Genomic DNA, 19,556 nt, shown 5'->3' on the forward strand with positions numbered 1-19,556 from the left:
GATTTGAGTTTTAAGTTTTGAGTGAGCAGTATGTATTAAGTGAGCCTCATCAAATGCCAGTTTGCTGCTGTCTTTTCGCTGATTACTGATTACTGTTTACTGATTACTGATTGGGTGCATCTCACATTTATAGAAATACCGACAATCAGCAATTATCAGTGACTCCTAAATTATTACAGATGTGTCAGAGGCTGCGTGTAAGCATCCCACCGAAAAACTAATGCGCTCCGGGGTTTGGGGGGTTCTACCCCCCAAAAGCTTGGATTGAGTGATAAAATCGGAAGTAATACGGCCATCCGTTGAGTATGGGCTATGCAAAACGGAGAATAAATAATCAGTTTTTAATAACTGGATTTAGTATTACTGATCACTGAACATCTAAATCAAGTTAAAATATCCGCTCCTAACATCCGTTGATATTTGGCTTCTAAAGCTTGTTTCAAATTGGGCAAAGTGATTAAATGGGGATCATCTAACATAATTTTTTCGGCGGCATCTCTTGCCAAAACTAACACCTCTTGATCCTCGACTAAACTAGCGAGGGCAAAATCTGGTAAACCCGATTGTCGTTGTCCTAAAACTTCCCCTGGACCGCGGAATCGCATATCCATTTCCGAGATAAAAAAGCCGTCTTGGGATTGTTCCAAAACCGTCAATCTTTGACGAGAATTAGCACTATTAGTGCCACTTAAAAGTAAACAATAGGATTGATGGGAACCTCTGCCGACGCGCCCCCGTAATTGATGTAATTGTGAAAGGCCAAAACGTTCGGCATTTTCAATTAACATCACCGTAGCATTGGGAACATCTACCCCCACTTCAATAACCGTAGTTGAGACAATAATTTGTAGAATATTATCGCGAAAAGCTGTTAAGATTTCCTCTTTTTCGGCGGAACTCATGCGACCATGGAGTAAACCGATATTAAAATTGGGAAAAATCTTTTCTGATAAATTTTGATATTCTTCCACCGCAGCCCTTACATCTAATTTTTCCGATTCTTCAATCAAGGGAAAAATCACATAAGCTTGTCTGCCTTGGGCAATTTCACGGCGAATTAAATCATAGGCAGCCCTTCTTTGATTGCCATTTAAAGCGGTGGTTTGAATCGGTTGTCTGCCGGGGGGTAATTCGTCAATTTGACTCACATCTAAATCCCCATGGAGGGTTAAAGCTAAAGTACGGGGAATCGGTGTTGCTGTCATGGTTAAAACGTGGGGAGACTCTCCTTTGCTTAATAATCTTGCCCTTTGTTGTACCCCAAAGCGATGCTGTTCATCAATAACAACTAACCCCAATTTGCGGAAATTAACTGCATCTTGAATTAGGGCATGAGTTCCCACTAAAAGTGGTAATTCTCCTGTCTCCAATTGGGCGTGAATTTCTCGTCGTTTAGCGGTTTTTGTGGAACCAGTTAATAATTCTACGGGTAAATGTAAGAGATTAAACCAGCTAACTAACTTACGATAATGTTGTTCTGCTAAAACTTCCGTGGGAGCCATTAATGCCGCTTGATAACCAGATTGTAGGGCTGCTAAAATAGCATAAACTCCCACAATTGTTTTGCCAGAACCCACATCCCCCTGCACGAGACGATTCATCGGGGTGCTAGAATCTAAATCCTCTAAAATTTCCTCAATAACTCGTTTTTGAGCATTGGTTAATTGAAAGGGAATTATCTGATTAAATTGATCGATTAATTGACCCCTAGCACTAAAAACGGCACTTTTCTGTGTCTGACGATACTGTTGCCGCCGCCGCAGAAAACCCAATTGTAAAAAGAAGAATTCATCAAAGACTAATCGCCGTCGCGCTTGACTGAGGCTCTCGGCATTATTGGGGAAATGAATGTTAGTAATTGCTGTTTTTAAATCGATTAATCCGTATTGTTTTCTTAGACCGAAAGGTAGGGGATCTTTTATCGCCTCTACTGCCCCAAAAGCGGCGATTACAGCCTTTCTAATTAGGTCGGCGGGTACTCCATCGCTGAGGGGATAAACCGGCAGAATACGCCCGATTTTTAAGGACTCAATACTTGCTCCAGAACTGTCTAATAATTCAAATTCAGGATTTTCTAAAGTTACCCCATATTTTCCCGCTTTGACTAAACCACTAACCGCCACCACTGAACCGACGGTATAGAGTTTTTTTTGTCCTTCCTGCCAAGCACGATTAGTATAGCGAGTTCCCGCATAAAAACGGTTTAATTTTATCTGTCCAGTGCGATCCTGTAAGAGCAATTCAAAGATAGCTAACTTGGTATTTTTGGGGCTAGTAAAACAATTACAGCGCTTGACATTCCCCACTAAAGTTACCGTTTCCCCCTCGGTTAAATTAGCGATATTGACTTGACGACTGTAATCAATATGATCCCGGGGATAATAATATAATAAATCTTCAACTTTGTGGAGGTTTAATCTTTCTAAAAGACCAGCTTTTCTCTCTCCCACTTCCGCTAGATATTTCAAGGGTTGTTCGAGGGTAACTTGCCGTGGAGAATTAGCCTTTGCCGTGATGGGAGTGGTATTAATAATTTTCGCCGCAGCTGCTTCTTTTGGTGCGGGGGTTGCTTCTAAAGTTTGCCGTAATTGTTGCAAAAAATTGCGAGTTTCGGCGACTAATTGTTGTCTTTGTTGAGGATTAAATTGGGGATATTGGGCAAATTTTTGGGCTAATTCTCGCCAGCGATTTCTCTCACTGGTGGCAATTCCCACGGGAGGATTATCCCCGAAACTAAGACAGAAAAACTCGCTAAAACGGTATTGATTTCCCTGAAGATCTGGATAACCTTTTTCCGCTTCTACAGATAAGGCTTTTTGTAATCTCACCCAGTCGGGTATTTCCCCTTTCATAATTGCCTCTTGACTCCAAATTTCCTAGTATTATGTTTCCCTAATACCTCTGTTTAATTATAACTGATTAATCATACCAACTACTGCGCCACGCCGCTTCCGCTTGAGCGATAGTATATTCTTTGCGAATACGATGATATTGTTCTCCTAGACGATTTAATTTTTCCCAAAGGGAGCGAATTTGATTTCTTTCGACACTTAAGCGCGTATCAGCAAATTCCAGTTCAGCCATTCGTAGATGAATCGCCGTTACTTTAGTAACTTTGCCGCTTGAAAAATCCTTATCATCCCCATCATCTTGATCTTTTTCTTCCTCTAGTTCAGGGTTTTTAGCCTCCACTAGAATGTTTAACATATTATTTCCTCCACCTAGAGACTGTCCTTCTTCTCCCGCTTCAATTGCCATATCGATAATTTGACTGGGTAGATGAGGGGGAAGAATATAAGCTTTTTGTAGTTGCTGATTAATTTGTTTAGAGAGATGATTGAGAATCTCGATACAGTTTTTTTCCAGCACTCGACAACAATGGAGTAAAATATCGGGGTTATTAATCTCTCCAGTTGCGGCTAGATTTTCCGGTTTGTTTAGAAAAAGTTTCCAGAAATCTGGGGTGTTAACTGTCTCTGCTGGACTTTTTGGCAATCCTACCCCTGAAAATGCCCCTCGATCGAAGCTCTGCTCGCCCAATTGCTGTAAACTAGCCTTAGCCTCTTGTCCTAGAGTTTTGATCTCCTCTTGCAGTTTCTGACGATTGCTGTGGGAGAGAGCCAGAAATTCCCCCCCATAGTAACGGGTACAGATATAATACACTGCCCCGATCGCCTGTTTATAGAGAGATTCTCCGAGTAAATCAAGATAAATTCGGTATTTTTCTCGCATTCTTTCGGCTAAATTTGCCACTTCCGTTTCTATGTTCTTTAAATCTTGTTGTAGCTTGTTCAGTCTTCCAGTCATAGAAATTTTACCGAGGGAGAAGTTAGCGATCGGCGAATTCTATTATAGCGACTCACTGTCAGCTATAGCGCCCTGACATGGGGGAGATGCTCAGACGAAAAGAAGGTAAACTGGAATCTATGCCGCGTTGATCGTCTTTAAATTTCACTGTAGAACAAATTGCTCAAGCCTTGGACTTAACTGTAGAAAAAGTGCGAGAAATACCAGAAACCCATTAAGCTAATCTAGCAGTAAGCTATGACAGCGTTTCTGATTAAGATAAAGTTTAACCTAATTTGCTATCGACCACCGACTCCTCAAAACGATAACTTCCTACCTCACCTATGACTAGCACTCCTTCAGCTTCTTTAAAATTTAAAAAAACAAAAATTACTGACACAAATATCACTCTTTCCCATGGCAGTGGTGGCAAAGCAATGCGGGATTTAATTAACGAGATATTCGTTAATAACTTTGATAATAACCTACTGGCACCCCTTGAAGATCAAGCACGATTTGAGATTAAAGATTTAGCTAAAATGGGTGATCGCTTGGCATTTACCACCGATTCCTATGTGGTTTCTCCCCTCTTCTTTCCGGGGGGTGATATTGGCAGTTTAGCAGTCAATGGAACCGTTAATGATTTGGCTGTCGGTGGCGCAATTCCTCTCTATCTCAGTTGTAGTTTTATCCTCGAAGAAGGTTTATCTATCGACACCCTAAAAACCATCGTTACCAGCATGAAAATAGCCGCCGAAAAAGCAGCGGTAAAAATCGTTACCGGTGATACAAAAGTCGTTCCCAGGGGACAAGGGGATCAAATATTTATTAATACCTCTGGAGTCGGAGTAATTCCGGCCCGAATCAATTCCGGGGCGAATAATTTACAAGTTGGCGATCGCATTTTGCTGAACGGTTTTCTGGGGGATCACGGCGCCGCCATTCTGATTGCTAGGGGCGAATTAGACCTACAATGCACAATCGAAAGCGATTGTCAAGCCCTGAATTCTTTAATTTCTGCAATTCTGGCCGTTTGCCCGGAAGTTAAAGCGATGCGGGATGCCACTAGGGGCGGATTAGCCACAGTTTTAAACGAATTCGCCCAAAGTTCAGGGGTGGGAATACAGGTACAGGAAACGGCGATCCCCATCCGGGAAGAAGTGCGAGGAATGTGCGAATTATTGGGCTTAGAACCGCTTTATCTGGCAAATGAGGGCAAATTAGTCCTTGTCGTGCCACCAGAGGCGGAAAATCGCGTTTTAGCAGTGATGCGCTCCCATCCTGACGGTAAAAATGCCGCTTCTATCGGGGAAGTCGTCGCTTCTTCCCCCAATTTAGTTTACTTAAAAACCCCTTTCGGCACGAAAAGGATTCTCGATATGTTAGTCGGTGAACAATTACCGAGAATATGTTAATTAGACAGGAGACAGTTTTAAAGGAAAAAGTGAAAACTAAAAAAACAGATAGTTGGGGTTTTGGGGTTTTAGTTGAAATTTCCCTGCTCTCTTCTCCCTGATAACTGATAACTGATAACTGATAACTGATAACTGATAACTGAAAATGCACGAACTAGGAATCACCCAAAATATTATCGAACTTGCCTTAGAACATTCCCGAGGAATGAAAGTTAAGCGCGTGGTGTTAGAGATTGGTAAACTAACGGCAATTATGCCAGAATCGATCGCTTTTTGTTTTGATACCTGTTGTCAAGGTACTAATATAGAGGGGGCAATGTTAGAGATTATGGAAATTTCTGGTTTAGGACAGTGCCAAGATTGCGGAAATGAGCTAGAACTAGAATATCCCTACGGAATCTGCGATCGATGTGGTAGTCGTAATATAATCATTTTACAGGGTCAAGAATTAAATCTCAAATCCTTGGAGACAGAATCCTTATGTGTGTAACCTGTGGTTGTTCTGATAACTCGGAAGTAACGTTAACTAATCCGCAAACGGGAACCCATGAACATATTTTAGCCGATGGTACTGTTATTAGTCATAGCCATCACGATCACGATCATGAGCATCCCCATCATCCTGCGGAAATTCACGCTCAAATTCATGGTAACATTCTCCAAGTTGAGCAAAATCTGCTGGCAAAAAATAATCTGTTAGCGGCACAAAATCGCGGTTGGTTGAAGGGTAGAAAAACTGTTGCCCTTAATCTGGTTTCTTCCCCTGGTTCGGGAAAAACTACCCTGTTAACTCGCACAATTGCCGATTTAAAAACCACTATTCCTATCAGTGTCATTGAGGGAGATCAAGCAACAGCTAATGATGCCCAAAAAATTAGTGAAACCGGTTGTCAGGTTATCCAAATTAATACTGGAACCGGTTGTCATTTAGAAGCATCAATGGTAGAGAGAGGATTAATCGAACTCGATCCACCGATGAATTCTTTAGTGATGATCGAAAATGTCGGTAATCTAGTTTGTCCTGCTTTATTTGATTTGGGAGAAAATGCCAAAGTTGTCATTCTTTCCGTCACAGAAGGAGAAGATAAACCGATTAAATATCCCTATATGTTCCACGCTTCTCAAGTCATGATCTTGACAAAAATAGACCTACTACCCTACGTTAATTTTAACCTCGATCGCTGTTTAGATTACGCCTATCAAGTTAATCCCAATCTGAAAGTTTTTCAAGTTTCTGCTACCACTGGAGAAGGTTTAGATGCTTGGTACAGCTGGTTAAAATCACTGGTTTAAGTTAAGCAGTAACAGCGCGTCATCTTCTCCTTAATCTAATTAGTAAACAGGAGCGACTACCAGAAGAAACCGCGATGGTTAAATTAATGGCGACAATTATTAAGGATTTTGATGCCAAACAACCTCAACCCGAACCAGCTTCACCGAGGGAAGTATTATTACACTTAATGTCAGCTAACAACATGAAACAAGCTGATTTAGTTGGTAAAATTGGTTCTAAGGGTGTGGTTTCAGAAATTGTTAAAGGCAAGCGATCAATTAGTAAAGCTCAAGGGAAAATTTTAGGAGAGACTTTCAATGTTTCCCCCAGTGTATTCATTTAATTCTTTATTAGTTGTTAATGAAAACAACCGTCATTGTTCCCCCGATTAAATGTCAAGGTATCAAAACTAAACTGGTATCATCGATTAAAAGTTTAGCGGATCAGCAAAACTTTGATCGCTGGATAGAAACCTTTTGTGGCCTGGAGTTGGTAGCTTTTAATTTATACGAAATCCAGTTATTAAAAACTGATTATTTATTGCCTCTCCTGATATGTAGCCTATACTCAACGGATTTAGTATTATTTGTAGAAGACTACTAGGGGTGTGTAGGGACATGATGCGAAGCTACCAGCAGCCTTGTGCATTCATGACCCTACACCTATTGGGACCTTCGTCAGGCACTAACAATAAGGCTGACTTTTAGGCAAAAACGCGAGCATCCCGAGGACGAACATAAACTTGTTCCCCGACTTTGAGGTGCAGTTGATCCAGTTGTTCTCGATTCAGATGGGCAATCAGGAGAGAGCGATCGGGTAGAATTAATTCCACATCGATGGCCCAACCCAGATGGATAATGCGCTCGACTTTTGCCGCAATACTAGACCCATTGGGAGAAGAGAGAATTTCTAGGTCGTGGGGACGAATGAAAATCTTGACTCCGTTAGTACCCCCCCCAAGCTGATCGAACAGTGCAGCCGAGGTTGGTGGTACAACATTCACCCGGCCGATAAAACTCATCACAAAAGCAGAGGCAGGATGATCGTACACCTGATCGGGAGTTCCCACCTGTTCGATTTTACCCTCATTGAAAATTACGATCTCGTCGGCCACTTCCATGGCTTCCTCTTGGTCGTGGGTGACAAAAACACTGGTGACATGGACCTCCTCGTGTAACTGCCGCAACCAAACCCGCAGCTCTTTTCTAACTTTGGCATCCAGGGCCCCAAAAGGCTCATCTAATAATAATACTTCCGGTTCCACCGCTAAGGCCCGGGCCAAGGCAACCCGTTGACGTTGACCCCCGGATAGTTGGGCCGGATAGCGATCGCCTAATCCCTGCAATTGAATTAAACTCAAGAGACTGTCCACTCGTTTTTGAATGTAGTCGGGGGCAGCTTTGCGAATATTTAAACCGAAAGCGATATTCTGACGCACCGTCAGGTGTTTAAAAAGCGCATAATGCTGAAAAACAAAGCCAATATTCCTTTTTCTGACATTTAAATGGGTTGTGTCTTTGCCGTTGATGATAATTTTGCCTGTGTCGGGGGGTTCTAATCCTGCGATCGCTCTCAGGAGAGTGGTTTTTCCCGAACCGGACGGCCCCAGCAGTGCCACCAGACGATTCGATTTGATCTCTAGGTTGATCTGGTCTAAAGCGGTAAAGGTGCCGAATTTTTTCGATACTTGCTCGATGATGATACTCACGGTAGCTAATCCTCTGGCAAAAAAATGTATAGGGTTTGACCGTATTTTAACTATGATTTAATCTCAATCGTATTAAAATACAATTACATTTTACAAGATAGCAAAAAAATTAAGTTTCGATTCGGGAGATTACTGGTTATAAACAGAGACTAAAAAGATTAAACAGCGATAAAAGCTTACTATTACTGTTTTTTACTCTTTTAGTCGGTTCTAAAGGCTTAATTAACTAATTTTGTCTCTTAACCACCAGAAACACACCGGAGAAAAGAGACGACTGAGGCAAAAATGGACTATTCTTTATTGACAATATTTAGCTTTTTTATCGGAATTATCGTGGGATTAACGGGAATTGGCGGTTCATCCCTGATTACACCCCTATTGATCTTTGTATTTCAGGTTCCCGCTACCACCGCAGTGGGTTCCGATGTGGTCGCAGCCGGGTTGATGAAAGTGGTCGGCACTGTTCGTCACTGGCAACAGCAAACGATCGAATTAGAAGTGGTAAAATGGCTAGTAATTGGCAGTGTACCCGGTTCTCTGTTAGGATTAGTCGGTTTTCGCTATTTTCAGCAGAATAGCTCCCTCAATCTCGATCAATGGTTGCCTCCTATCATCGGTCTTGTCTTGATGATCGTGACTGTCCTAGCGGCCCTAGAACTACTAATCTCCTTATTTTTTCCCGATTTGTCCCCTTGGTCCTGGCCAAAATTAGATTTAACCACTCGCTCTGGTCAGATAAAAACAACGATATTAGGAGCAGTTTTAGGCTATTTGGTCGGTTTAACCAGTATTTCCAGTGGTTCCTTATTTGCATTGGTCTTGATGACCTTTTTTCACCTTGATTCTCGCAAATTAGTCGGTACAGATCTATCGCAAGCGTCCATCCTCTTAACCTGTACTTCCATTGGTCATCTGGGATTAGGAACGGTAGATTGGAATCTGGTACTTCCTATCTGGTTGGGTGGAATACCGGGGGTAGTAGTGGGAGCAAGATTATCGGAATATTTCCCCAAAAATGCCCTAAAAATACTGCTTTATACGGTTCTAGTCACGGTCAGTTGGCGCTTACTCCAATCGACCTAATCCCCAGAGTTCACTCGAAGGTCATCATACTACCCATCAACAGATCGGGACTGGTGGCGACAAAATAGATAATTCCCGCACCGAGAATAACGATCGCTAAACTAAATAGTAGCACCCATCGATCGGCTGGTTCGTAGGTATCTTCATCTATATCTCGTCTGACTGTAAAATAATGGGCTGTGGTCAAAAATACGGTCAATAAACCCACTAAAGCAAACATTAAGCCTAATTTCCAACCATAACCGGGCCGGGGAACCAGAGGAGGATGAAAGGCCCGTAAGCGCAGGATAACCATACCAAAACCCATTAATGCGATCGCCGTTCGCATCCAAGACAGATAGGTGCGTTCATTGGCCAGATGATCGCGGACTCGATTGGGATTGACTTTTTTCGGTGTAATGCTGGTCTTGCTTTCCGTCACTGGCGATTTGAGAAAAAATAACATGATCGAGATGGCTAGGGGTCAGTTTCAAGGGGAGCGCTTGATAAGATGATGTTATTCTATGGCACTTGAGTTATAGATGGTATGGAAAAAATCTAAAATCTCTTTTTAGATGTATTTGTATTGAATCAAAAATCAAATAGATTCTGCTTGCTGCTGGAAAAGCGCCCATCCATAGCTTAAGGATAGGGCCAAGACAGCCAGGGGAAGACTTTCCTTGATTATAAATACACCCAAACCGATCAACACACAGGGGACAAAGTGGCTGCCGTGACTGGTAATTAAATTAGCGATCGCTGGTAATTTAGTCAACTGATGAGCAGTAAAACACCAAACACCCACCAAGATCAGAAAAACGCTGACGATAGTGACTAAATTTTGCCAAGTATTACTAGCAAACAGCGGCAGATAAATCCCTATATTATCACTGCCATTGGCGATGGTAATTGCCGCCACAGCGCAGGTTTGAGGGGAAAACCAGGCCAGCAAAGGAGAAGACGGTGCCGATCCTACAGCCATCTCCAGAGGATTATCCGTCTCGGTTTCTTCTCGCTGCCAGAGACTCCGAATCCCGAAAATCACCGGTAACAGACCGAGAAAACGAATCCACTGAGCCGGAATCAAGAAACTCCCGAAAAAGCCAGTTAAACTCGCCAAAATCAGCAGGATAAAGCCTAAATACTGACCGATAACGATATGACGACGGCGAAAAAGTTTATTGACCTGGGCGAAAAGAATCGTCAAAATCAGGATGTCATCGAGATTAGTGGCAATAAAGGCCGCTATTGCTGTGGATATGGCAGTAATCATGGTAGTCATAGGATTTTTTTCCTTAATCGGGTCTTCTGATCTCGATCGCCCTACTTCTACTCTAGAAAGAGCCATTAATAAAATCAAATATTCTTTCTTGTTGATTTAATAAATTAAAATGATGGAAAGACCAATAGAGACGGAAAACCCATTGCCATGGCCAGAATGACCCTAGATCAACTGGAAATCTTTCTAGCGACTGCTGAACATCTCCACTTCACCAAAGCAGCAGAAGCTTTATATATCACCCAACCGGCCGTCAGTGCCGCCATTGCCTCCCTAGAAAATGAATACGGGGTGAAATTATTCCACCGCGTCGGTCGTCACATCGAGATCACGGAAACAGGACGTTTACTGCAATTAGAAGCGCAACGCATTCTCACCCAGGTAACTTTGACAGAAAGGGGATTGGCGGAATTCAACGACTTGCAACGGGGAGAACTACAATTAGGATCGAGTTTGACTATTGGTAACTATTGGCTGCCGGCAAAAATTAGCGATTTTCAGGAGCGCTATCCAGCAATTAAGATCAATTGCACCCTAGCTAATACGGAAGAAATCTGTCTGGGTACGGCTAACGGACGTTTTGACCTAGCATTAATCGAGGGAGAAGTCAAGAGTGATTTAACACATTGTTTAGAACAGGAGATCGTCGGCAGCGATCGCCTATTAATCATTGTCGGACGTTCTCATCCCTGGTATAAAAGAGAGGCGATCGAATTGCCGGAATTAGTGGAAACCCCTTGGGTAATGCGAGAATCAGGATCGGGAACTCAACAAAGATTCGAGGAAGCACTACGGAATTGGGGCATCGATTTACGCACATTAAAGGTGACTTTGCTGTTAAATACGGGAGAAATGGTGAAAGCAATCATCGAGAATAGTTCGGCAGCTGCCGGCATTTCCGAATTAATGGTTCAAAAGGAATTAGAATTAGGCACATTGCGATCGATTCGAGTCATCGATACTTCCGGTTTATACCCTCGTTATCTCGAATTTATGCGCCCTTTTTTAAAAATAAAACACCGTCAGCGCTTTCAACCCCGCGTCTGTCAAGTTTTCGAGCAGATGTTGTAATCTGATAGCAATCACCGAAAATTAACTAGAGCAAAAATAAAGATATGTAGGGGAAATTATTTTTGGCAAAAGAGATGGGGAACGAGGTAATATAAATCTCTCCTTTTAACTCTCAAAAATTGTCATCTATAATATTTTTAGCCGACAAGTTCTTGGGCTTTCTGAGAAAGAACCTCATCCATCCAAGCATTGATACTTTTACCTTTTTTAGTTGCTGCTAAATAGATTTTACGATGAATTTCGGGGGTTGTTTGATAAGGTAGCTTTCCTGAAAAAGGTTGATCGGGTTCTTCTCCTAATTCTTGGCAAAATTCTAGATAGTCATCAACAGATTCATGAAAACACTGTACAGCTTCTTCAATAGTTTTGCCGTGAAAAGTAATCACATCTTTAATGTCAATGACGATTCCAGAGATCAGATTATCGTCAAAGTCAATTTCAAATTTACCTGTATATCCTTTATAAGTTGTGGTGTACATAGTTTTTGTTTCTCTCAATAAATAATCAATAATTGAGGCAATTAAATGATATTAGCATTTTCTAAAAAGAGGCGTATATCCTTGTCTGAATTGCATTCAGAACTCGCTGTTGCTTTTTGTTCATTGAGTAAGGTTCAGTAACTTTTTTTCGTATTATATCAGTATTTTTAGAAAAAGGAAGACTCTCCACGGTATTATTTAATCTATTAATAGGATTGGTTTGAACCCTTTACTTGTAATGCTGATTCTTTTTTCACTCTCTCCCTTCAATAATTTTAATTTCTTCCTCGCTTAATCCATAGAGTTTATAAACAATTATATCGATTAATTCATCGGTGGCGCTTAATTGTTGTTTTAGGGGCAACAGTTTATCTAGACTGGTTTGATATTCTTTTTCTAGGGTTTCCTGTATTTGACGATCTAGCAAGTTAACGCTAATTTTCTTTTTGTTCTTTTTCAGTATCTCCCACAGTTGATCGCAGCTAAGATGAGGTTCGCTTTTTTGGTAGTCACCGAGATAGTTTTGGATTTTTGATTTGTTGGTTAAATTATCGATCGCACTGCCGATTATTCTCTCTAAATATCTTAAAAAGCTTTTGATTTCTTTTTGTTTTTCCCGATTTATCTCGATCATCTGTTCTGCTAAGTAGGCCAGAATATCATGGACTATATCGGTTTCCTCTCTCCTAATATGTTCCTCGATTTCTTTTAATATCTCTTGCTTTTCTTGATAACTTTTGATAAGTTTCTCTAAACTCTGTTGACGGTGATCGCTATTAGTGCTAAAAGATATTTTTCGGATGGGGATATTCTCCATGTATTGACCAAAAAATCTTAATCTACCTTGCTTCTCTGTATCCCCCAATACAGCACTGTTTTGAGACATATAAAAGAAAATTAAGCTGGAATTTAAAAGAGCTAGTAAATAATAACTTTGGCTAGGAATTAAATAGGTAGTATTGATTGAGTAAAAGCCATTATTATCTAAAGTAAAGCGCGATTCTTTAGCAATATCTGGATATATAATTTTAGGTTTTTCAAAAATATCGTAATAAGTGCAAGGTCTTAATTCCCACCAAAACTGTCCTTGATCACATCGTTTTCTAGCTTTTTCTGCAAAACCCTCAAGATGTTTAGTAAGAGAAGGGTATAATGAAGAAAGATAATTCCAAGCTAATTTTTCCTGATCTGTATCTATTTTTTGTTTTGTCCATCCCCAGGGAATCAATAATAAATATAAGTCCCGATTCTTGATTTCATATTTCCTTAAATCATCTCCTACTATTAAAGACTTGATAAATTGTTGATTGTTTGGGTCGGTTTTTACTAAATATTCTTTGATATTTTTGTCAATCACAAATGCTTCGTTACATCCTGTTTTAATTCCCAGATAAATCTGATTGTTTACATATTCACTCAGAAAAACAGCTTTTTTTTGTAATTTTTCGACAATTGTAGCAATCTGATTTTTAGCTAAAGACCAACCTTCCACAGACAAGCTATTTTCACATACATAATATGACAGATCATTAATCACATCAATTAAACTATTGAATTTGAGAGACTTAATCTTTGATACTAAAACATTTTGTTGACCTACAATATTATTTTCAATCAGTAGAATAGATGGAAAAGTTGCCGCTTCCGAAAAAACAGGCAATTCTCCAAAATCGATAATTTCTTTTATAGTTGTTTGCTGGGTTAGAAATTGTCTTAATTTCGTTCCATAATTAGCACGCATAAATTTATTTGATATAATCAAACCCAAGTGACCTCCTTGCTGTAAGGATAGTAACCCCATTTCGACAAAATAAACGTATAAATCGGCAACTCCATGAAAAGATTGATAATTTTCTTTTAGAAAGGGTTTAATATCTTTTAATCCTTCTTGTCGAACATAAGGAGGATTACCGATTACTGCATCAAAACCGGGGTTATCCTTCCAAGAAGCGGAATCAAGATCGATAAAAACTTCGGGAAATTCCAGATCCCAATGAAAAAAGCGCTTACTTTTATATAAACTAGCTGCCTGGTCTAAAATTCCTTGATCTGATCGGGGTAACTTATCCCAATTAATTGCCGATATATTACCACCGTAGCGCTGCAGAAACTCGATAGCAGTTTTAACCCCAAAAAAGCGAGAAAGGAAAACATCTAATAAACGCTTGTAGGGTTTAGCTTGACTATCAAAATCACGGAATAACTGTTCACTTGCTTCCACTTCGGCAAAAGTCGCATCGCTGAGGGTACTAATTCCCCGCATAATTTCTGCTGCCCGAAGCAACCCAACAAAAGGGCCCGTTAAAAGAGTTAATTGACCACCTTCCTCCTCAATCATAGCGGCTTCTGCATCCTTGGCGGTAGTTCCGATCAGAGAATTACCACAACGTAAATGATGATCCAAAAAACTCAAAGGTGCGCCCACTGTGAAAGAATGTAACCAGAGACTAACCTTGGCCAATTCTACGGCCATCGGATTGATATCCACCCCATAAATACAGCGCTTCATCACCACTCTCTGTAATAATTGCGTTGGTTCAAGGGTGGGAGAATCGAGAATAATTCCCTGTTGTCGGAGATTGTCGATAATGTTTTGTCGGGTGGTTTCCAACATGGTTAAAACGGGATTATCTTCGGGATAAAGATTGAGAATCTGGATTAACTCATCGGTGAGATAGTCCACTGCTTCTACTAAAAAATGTCCGCTTCCCATGGCGGGGTCACAGAGTTTAAGATCAAGTAAGGTGGTGATCGCTTTTTTTTCTAAGCGTTGTAGCTCTTTTTCTAATCCCTGCTGACTGAGATTTCCTAAACGTCTATCGCTGCTTTCTTGTCTTCGGGTGGCGATTTCTGTCATCACATCCCCGAACTGTCGCGCTCTTTGCTCTAAAATTGGTTTGAGGGTATGACTGACAATATATTTAACAATATAATCGGGAGTGTAATAGGAACCGGTGGCTTTTCTTTCTCCCCGATCATTTTCCAGATGCACCGATTCCCCCTCAATCACGATGCGATATTCCAGTAATCCCTCGTAAATTGATCCTAACTGTCGCACACCTAAAAAACTATAGTCGATCGGCTGTCCCTCAAAACGTGCTAACTTGTCTAGGATGGGCGCTAAAACCGCATCGGATAACTTATATTGACCGAGAAAACAATTCACCCGGCCTTCTTCCATGTCAAATAAACCCCCGTTGTAACGAGGTACGGCTAAATTAGCATCCCCTCGATCGACAATGCGAAATAAACTGAGGAGAGCATCATATATTCCCGTCGAGGTGCCACTAAAGACCTGCTGACGATCGATTTTAACGGCAATTTCTCGCGTCTTTTGCAATAAGCTGTAATCGCGATAGTCTCCCCTCACCGGCAGCAAGTCCCGCGCTTCTGCGTAGAGCAGAAATAATAATTTATACAGCAGGGATAAACTCGCCTCATACAATAAATCTGGCTGTATGTCTGTATTTAATGATACAAAACCTTGAGAAATATCGGGAAAAATGCGATCGAAGACTAACTCTTTTAACTCGTTACCCACTCTGGTGGCATAGGTGGTACTCCCCTCCCGGACCCGTTCAAGGAAATTCTGACCGTGAATATCCTTAATAAAAGCCTCTTGACGGAAAAATAACCAGAAATACGGAAATTTTTGCCGGTCTCCCCCTTCTAATAGTTCCATCAAGTCCACTAGATAAAATTCCGTGGCTGTGGAGGACGCTTGACGGTAATATAAGCGCCATTCTCGACCATTAGTGAGAATACCCCAATCTACTCCCGTCCCCGTCAGATAATTGGTGATCTGAAAGGAAGGATTACTATTTTTCCAGATATCTCGCTGATCATTCTTAGAAACGTCACTAAGAGAACGTTGCCAGTATTTGGCCTCAGCGATCGCTAAAACTTGACTATAAAAGGCTCTTTCATTATTCTGGAGAGCATAGGCTTGATAACGGTCATTTTCTGTGGCAAATAGGGCATAATCTGGCCTTTCTGACCTTCCTTTTCCCCTACTGCTTACTTGTGGTATATAACTAAAACCGAGAATTTCTAGAATCGGTTGTATTAATTCTGCTTCCGTTTGCGCTTCGTTAAGAGTCGGCAAAATCGCCTTTTTTTGTTGATAAAGACTCTCTAAGCGGGAAAATGCCACCGATACATCCTCTTGCCATTCCCCAGAATCCGGCAGCCGATGCTCAAGATAGTGTTGAGAAAAAAGTGGTTTATTGCTTGCTTGTCCTGACATGGGCAATTATCCTAACATTGAGGGTATCTAGCCTAAAAATGAAGGGTTCGCAGGCAGGCACGGATTCCCATTATACAAAAAGTATATGTCAAGTCTCCGATTTTGTCAAGGGTTTTGGCCAAAAAAATCGCCAAGACTTACCACAGCCGTAGGTATAATAATGGGGATAAAAATTAAAATCCTTGGTAGTCACCGATGACTGATAACTGGTAACTGAAATGACCCCCCAAGCAATCCCTAAACTCAATCACTTGCCCTCTGCCCTAGCCAGAGAGGGAGCCGTCTGCCTAGAATTAGAAGATGGAGTTGCTATATTTCGAGCCTCCACTGCCGTTCAGACTCGGATTGAAGAATTACTCCAACTAGAGAAAGAATCAGCAATTACCCCCGCACAAAAGCAAGAACTCGATGCCTACGAAGAAATTGACGACTACCTCAGCTTTGTCAATCGTACCTTGCGGAATCTCAGTCAAAACCCCTCTTAATGTCTAAAAAGTTTTCCTCAGATTATTATCGTCTCTGATTCAGAGCAGGCTATCTAGCCTAAAAATGAAGGGTTCGCAGGCAGGCACGGATTCCCATTATATAAAAAGTATATGTCAAGTCTCCGATTTTGTCAAGGGTTTTGGCCAAAAAAAATCGCCTCTGGGAGGCGGGGGTGAAAGGTATCACCCCAGAGAAATAATTAAACGCCAAAAGACTTACCACAGCCACAGGTTTGACTGGCGTTGGGATTAGTGAATTGGAAACCACCGCCGATCATCGCGTTGCTGTAATCTAACATGAGACCGTAGAGATAGAGCAGACTTTTTTTATCAGAGACAATTTTAAAGCCATCGTAATCGAAAACCTCATCTTGGGGGCCAATATTGCTAGGATGCTCAAAATCCATCATATAGGACATTCCCGAACAACCCCCCTGACGCACACCCACGCGCAGACATAAATCCTTGCCCTGTTGCTCTTTGAGCATGGTAAGGTGTTTGAGGGCAGCCTCACTGAGTAAAATTCCTTTTCCTTGAATCTGAGTAGCTTGTGTCATCTTTAGCAGGAACTCCTAAACGCAGTTGAAGGGGACATATAAAACTTTACCTTCTCCTATCCATCTTAACGATAGTTGAGGGCTGATGACTGGATTACTTCTTACTTTTCCCAGTCTCGCAGGAGTTATAGGGCAAAAAAAGCAAAAAACTGGGATTATTAATTAAATAGCGTTGCCAGGGACGACTAGATTCTTGAAACAAACCCTAGAGCCATTCTCAGCCGATTTTCATCGGAAATTTTGGGTCTGAAACCCCGTCGTTCTACGACGGCTTTACTGTTAAATATGAGCATCGTTTACGAAATATATGCTAAAATATAAGACATGGAAAAAGCCTATTCTTACCGATTTTACCCAACACCCGAACAAGAGTCGCTATTGCGGCGCACTTTGGGATGTGTAAGATTGGTTTACAATAAAGCTCTCCACGAACGAACACAAGCTTGGTACGAAAGACAAGAAAGAGTAGGCTACGCTCAAACTTCTTCAATGTTGACCGATTGGAAAAAACAAGAAGAATTAGACTTTTTAAACGAAGTTAGCTGTGTACCTTTACAACAAGGGTTAAGACACCTACAAACAGCTTTTAACAATTTCTTTTCTGGTCGTACTAAGTATCCTAACTTTAAGAAAAAACATCAGGGAGGAAGTGCCGAATTTACCAAATCTGCTTTTAAATTTAAAGACAGACAAATCTATTTAGCTAAATGCACAGAACCTTTACCTATTCGATGGTCAAGACAAATACCAGACGGATGTGAACCAAGCACAGTAACAGTCAGATTACATCCTTCTGGACGTTGGCATATCTCAATAAGATTTGATGACCCAACAATTAAGCCATTACCAGTAACAGATAAAGCCATTGGAATTGACTTAGGAATTAGTAGCATTGTGATTACCAGCGACGGCGATAAAGTATCTAATTCTAAGCATTTTAAGAAACATTATCAGAGGTTGCGAAGAGCATCGAAAAATCTTTCTCGAAAACAGAAAGGGTCAAAAAATCGGGAAAAAGCAAGAATCAAAGTAGCCAAGATTCACGCTCAAATCACCGATAGCAGAAAAGACCATTTACATAAGCTAACCACTCAATTAGTTCGTGAAAATCAAACGATTGTGGTTGAGAATTTAGCTATCAAGAATATGGTCAAAAACCCGAAATTATCTCAGGCAATATCTGATGTAAGCTGGGGAGAAATAACCCGACAATTAGCCTATAAATGCCGTTGGTATGGGAGAAATTACATCGAAATAGATAGATGGTTTCCTAGCTCTAAAAGGTGTAGTAATTGCGGGTATATTGCTGAGAAAATGCCGTTAAATGTTCGAGAGTGGGACTGTCCAATCTGTGGGACTCACCATGACCGAGATATTAACGCCAGTAAAAACATTTTGGCCGCAGGGCTTGCGGTATCAGTCTGTAGAGCGACCATAAGACCAGAACAGAGTAAATCTGTTAAGGCAGGTGCGGAACCCCGCAAGGCTTCCGCCGTGAGCGTCAGCCGAACGGGAAAGAAGCAGAAACCTAAATCGTGAGGTTTGGGAATCACCGTCCGTTTACGGCGGTGAGGATGTCAACACCCAACGGACAGGACAGCGCTGCTTTGAGGATGCCGAAAAAGCAGCCAGAAAATATCCAAAGAAATTCACTTTTCTAAGCGGAGATTAGTGCCGCTGCTATCGGTGCGATAAACCCAGGTTTTTTGGTTATCAGTCAGAATAATTCGCCATCCTTGCACCAGTGCTTGAGTACAGAATTCTCCCGGTTTAGCTAATCCTAAACAACCATCGGGCCAGGTTTGTGGTTGTGCTGCTTGAATTTGCAAGCGATTAACCGATATCTTGGTTTTCCGACTCAAATCTTGACGGGTGGCGGCGATAACCGAATTAGGTGGCTCAGGAGATGCTAAACTAGGTGGCGCTAAGAGGAGAGAAAGCAGACTCATTAGCATTAGAGTGCCAGTTGCTCCCTGAATAATTCTCGTTTTACCGATTTCTACTTGCTGGCTCTGGCTAAAATTTTTTCTAGATATCATCTTTAGTCTTGCCTCTTTCCTGGGAGTGATAGTCTGAGCAAATTTTCCTGTTTATCATCAGTGTAACCGATACTATGTTCCCGCTCTGGTTTTCGAGCAGCGGCAGCAGTCAATGTCGGTTTTCGCTGCCATCTCCCGAAAACTGTCGCCCCTTTA

The 19,556-nt window shown here is 41.4% G+C and carries 17 protein-coding genes and 1 pseudogene; 9 read left to right on the forward strand and 9 right to left on the reverse strand.

The annotated features are described in order from the left end of the window. Positions 1-383 precede the first annotated feature (383 nt). Both recG and myaer_RS00565 read right to left on the reverse strand, forming a co-directional pair. The gene (gene recG, locus myaer_RS00560) at positions 384-2,852 is read right to left on the reverse strand and encodes an ATP-dependent DNA helicase RecG (protein WP_046660529.1); all 2,469 of its coding nucleotides are present in this window, start codon (positions 2,850-2,852) and stop codon (positions 384-386) included. 67 nt (positions 2,853-2,919) lie between these two features. Next, positions 2,920-3,807, reverse strand: a complete 888-nt coding sequence (locus myaer_RS00565; protein WP_046660531.1) for a hypothetical protein — start codon at positions 3,805-3,807, stop codon at positions 2,920-2,922. Positions 3,808-4,130: 323 nt separating this feature from the next. Here myaer_RS00565 and hypE point away from each other — a divergent pair, with 323 nt between their 5' ends. The 5 genes and pseudogenes from hypE to myaer_RS21815 all read left to right on the forward strand — a co-directional run bounded on the left by hypE (position 4,131) and on the right by myaer_RS21815 (position 7,077). Continuing rightward, positions 4,131-5,201, forward strand: a complete 1,071-nt coding sequence (hypE, locus tag myaer_RS00570; protein ID WP_046660533.1) for a hydrogenase expression/formation protein HypE — start codon at positions 4,131-4,133, stop codon at positions 5,199-5,201. 145 nt (positions 5,202-5,346) lie between these two features. Next, positions 5,347-5,691, forward strand: a complete 345-nt coding sequence (gene hypA, locus myaer_RS00575) for a hydrogenase maturation nickel metallochaperone HypA (protein WP_046660534.1) — start codon at positions 5,347-5,349, stop codon at positions 5,689-5,691. Beyond that, the gene (gene hypB / locus myaer_RS00580) at positions 5,682-6,494 is read left to right on the forward strand and encodes a hydrogenase nickel incorporation protein HypB (protein ID WP_046660536.1); all 813 of its coding nucleotides are present in this window, start codon (positions 5,682-5,684) and stop codon (positions 6,492-6,494) included. Before hypA ends, hypB begins: the two co-directional genes overlap by 10 nt. Positions 6,495-6,511: 17 nt before the next feature. Beyond that, positions 6,512-6,817 (forward strand): annotated as a pseudogene (locus tag myaer_RS00585) (helix-turn-helix domain-containing protein); the annotation flags it as partial. Positions 6,818-6,834: 17 nt separating this feature from the next. After that, entirely contained in the window at positions 6,835-7,077 is a 243-nt protein-coding gene (locus myaer_RS21815; protein WP_046660537.1) for a hypothetical protein, read from the forward strand. A gap of 100 nt (positions 7,078-7,177) precedes the next feature. Here myaer_RS21815 and myaer_RS00595 read toward each other — a convergent pair whose 3' ends face one another. Beyond that, complete coding sequence (locus myaer_RS00595) at positions 7,178-8,182, reverse strand: sulfate/molybdate ABC transporter ATP-binding protein (RefSeq protein ID WP_046660538.1); 1,005 nt, start codon at positions 8,180-8,182, stop codon at positions 7,178-7,180. 285 nt (positions 8,183-8,467) lie between these two features. Here myaer_RS00595 and myaer_RS00600 point away from each other — a divergent pair, with 285 nt between their 5' ends. Further along, positions 8,468-9,265 (forward strand): sulfite exporter TauE/SafE family protein, encoded by a 798-nt coding sequence (locus tag myaer_RS00600; RefSeq protein ID WP_046660539.1) that lies wholly within the window; start codon positions 8,468-8,470, stop codon positions 9,263-9,265. A gap of 10 nt (positions 9,266-9,275) precedes the next feature. Here the strand turns inward: myaer_RS00600 and myaer_RS00605 are convergent, their stop codons facing one another. Then, complete coding sequence (locus myaer_RS00605) at positions 9,276-9,710, reverse strand: YidH family protein (protein WP_046660540.1); 435 nt, start codon at positions 9,708-9,710, stop codon at positions 9,276-9,278. A 132-nt stretch (positions 9,711-9,842) separates the two neighbouring features. Beyond that, positions 9,843-10,526: a cadmium resistance transporter gene (locus myaer_RS00610; protein ID WP_046663555.1), complete on the reverse strand. Its 684-nt coding sequence runs from the start codon at positions 10,524-10,526 to the stop codon at positions 9,843-9,845. A 147-nt stretch (positions 10,527-10,673) separates the two neighbouring features. On the opposite strand from myaer_RS00610, the gene myaer_RS00615 reads away from it, so the two are divergent. Beyond that, positions 10,674-11,594 (forward strand): LysR substrate-binding domain-containing protein, encoded by a 921-nt coding sequence (locus myaer_RS00615; RefSeq protein WP_046660541.1) that lies wholly within the window; start codon positions 10,674-10,676, stop codon positions 11,592-11,594. Between the two features lie 137 nt (positions 11,595-11,731). On the opposite strand, the gene myaer_RS00620 is transcribed toward myaer_RS00615, so the two are convergent. Together myaer_RS00620 and myaer_RS00630 are read right to left on the reverse strand one after the other, a co-directional pair. After that, a complete protein-coding gene (locus myaer_RS00620) occupies positions 11,732-12,073 on the reverse strand; it encodes a type II toxin-antitoxin system HicB family antitoxin (protein WP_002767352.1) in 342 nt (113 codons plus the stop codon). Positions 12,074-12,326: 253 nt separating this feature from the next. After that, positions 12,327-16,319 carry an Eco57I restriction-modification methylase domain-containing protein gene (locus myaer_RS00630; protein ID WP_046660542.1) on the reverse strand — a complete coding sequence of 1,331 codons (3,993 nt, stop codon included), beginning with the start codon at positions 16,317-16,319 and terminating at the stop codon, positions 12,327-12,329. A gap of 218 nt (positions 16,320-16,537) precedes the next feature. On the opposite strand from myaer_RS00630, the gene myaer_RS00640 reads away from it, so the two are divergent. Beyond that, positions 16,538-16,804: a hypothetical protein gene (locus myaer_RS00640; RefSeq protein ID WP_002747571.1), complete on the forward strand. Its 267-nt coding sequence runs from the start codon at positions 16,538-16,540 to the stop codon at positions 16,802-16,804. A 200-nt stretch (positions 16,805-17,004) separates the two neighbouring features. On the opposite strand, the gene myaer_RS00645 is transcribed toward myaer_RS00640, so the two are convergent. Further along, positions 17,005-17,361 carry an iron-sulfur cluster assembly accessory protein gene (locus myaer_RS00645; RefSeq protein WP_002747572.1) on the reverse strand — a complete coding sequence of 119 codons (357 nt, stop codon included), beginning with the start codon at positions 17,359-17,361 and terminating at the stop codon, positions 17,005-17,007. Between the two features lie 324 nt (positions 17,362-17,685). On the opposite strand from myaer_RS00645, the gene myaer_RS00650 reads away from it, so the two are divergent. Further along, positions 17,686-18,900, forward strand: a complete 1,215-nt coding sequence (locus myaer_RS00650) for an RNA-guided endonuclease InsQ/TnpB family protein (RefSeq protein ID WP_046660543.1) — start codon at positions 17,686-17,688, stop codon at positions 18,898-18,900. 110 nt (positions 18,901-19,010) lie between these two features. Here the strand turns inward: myaer_RS00650 and myaer_RS00660 are convergent, their stop codons facing one another. Further along, positions 19,011-19,400 (reverse strand): hypothetical protein, encoded by a 390-nt coding sequence (locus tag myaer_RS00660; RefSeq protein WP_046660544.1) that lies wholly within the window; start codon positions 19,398-19,400, stop codon positions 19,011-19,013. Positions 19,401-19,556: the final 156 nt, after the last annotated feature.

The organism is Microcystis aeruginosa NIES-2549 (assembly GCF_000981785.2).
GTDB classification, from domain to species: Bacteria; Cyanobacteriota; Cyanobacteriia; order Cyanobacteriales; family Microcystaceae; genus Microcystis; species Microcystis aeruginosa_C.

What these genes read in the sequence shown, in the direction of transcription:
- myaer_RS00640 (WP_002747571.1), top strand. Translation starts at nt 16,538, where the DNA reads ATGACCCCCCAAGCAATCCCTAAACTCAATCACTTGCCCTCTGCCCTA.
- myaer_RS00600 (WP_046660539.1), top strand. Translation starts at nt 8,468, where the DNA reads ATGGACTATTCTTTATTGACAATATTTAGCTTTTTTATCGGAATTATC.
- myaer_RS00630 (WP_046660542.1), bottom strand. Translation starts at nt 16,319, where the DNA reads ATGTCAGGACAAGCAAGCAATAAACCACTTTTTTCTCAACACTATCTT.
- myaer_RS00565 (WP_046660531.1), bottom strand. Translation starts at nt 3,807, where the DNA reads ATGACTGGAAGACTGAACAAGCTACAACAAGATTTAAAGAACATAGAA.
- myaer_RS00605 (WP_046660540.1), bottom strand. Translation starts at nt 9,710, where the DNA reads ATGTTATTTTTTCTCAAATCGCCAGTGACGGAAAGCAAGACCAGCATT.
- myaer_RS00610 (WP_046663555.1), bottom strand. Translation starts at nt 10,526, where the DNA reads ATGACTACCATGATTACTGCCATATCCACAGCAATAGCGGCCTTTATT.
- hypE (WP_046660533.1), top strand. Translation starts at nt 4,131, where the DNA reads ATGACTAGCACTCCTTCAGCTTCTTTAAAATTTAAAAAAACAAAAATT.
- myaer_RS00620 (WP_002767352.1), bottom strand. Translation starts at nt 12,073, where the DNA reads ATGTACACCACAACTTATAAAGGATATACAGGTAAATTTGAAATTGAC.
- myaer_RS00650 (WP_046660543.1), top strand. Translation starts at nt 17,686, where the DNA reads ATGGAAAAAGCCTATTCTTACCGATTTTACCCAACACCCGAACAAGAG.
- myaer_RS00615 (WP_046660541.1), top strand. Translation starts at nt 10,674, where the DNA reads ATGGCCAGAATGACCCTAGATCAACTGGAAATCTTTCTAGCGACTGCT.
- myaer_RS00660 (WP_046660544.1), bottom strand. Translation starts at nt 19,400, where the DNA reads ATGATATCTAGAAAAAATTTTAGCCAGAGCCAGCAAGTAGAAATCGGT.
- myaer_RS21815 (WP_046660537.1), top strand. Translation starts at nt 6,835, where the DNA reads ATGAAAACAACCGTCATTGTTCCCCCGATTAAATGTCAAGGTATCAAA.
- recG (WP_046660529.1), bottom strand. Translation starts at nt 2,852, where the DNA reads ATGAAAGGGGAAATACCCGACTGGGTGAGATTACAAAAAGCCTTATCT.
- myaer_RS00645 (WP_002747572.1), bottom strand. Translation starts at nt 17,361, where the DNA reads ATGACACAAGCTACTCAGATTCAAGGAAAAGGAATTTTACTCAGTGAG.
- hypA (WP_046660534.1), top strand. Translation starts at nt 5,347, where the DNA reads ATGCACGAACTAGGAATCACCCAAAATATTATCGAACTTGCCTTAGAA.
- hypB (WP_046660536.1), top strand. Translation starts at nt 5,682, where the DNA reads ATGTGTGTAACCTGTGGTTGTTCTGATAACTCGGAAGTAACGTTAACT.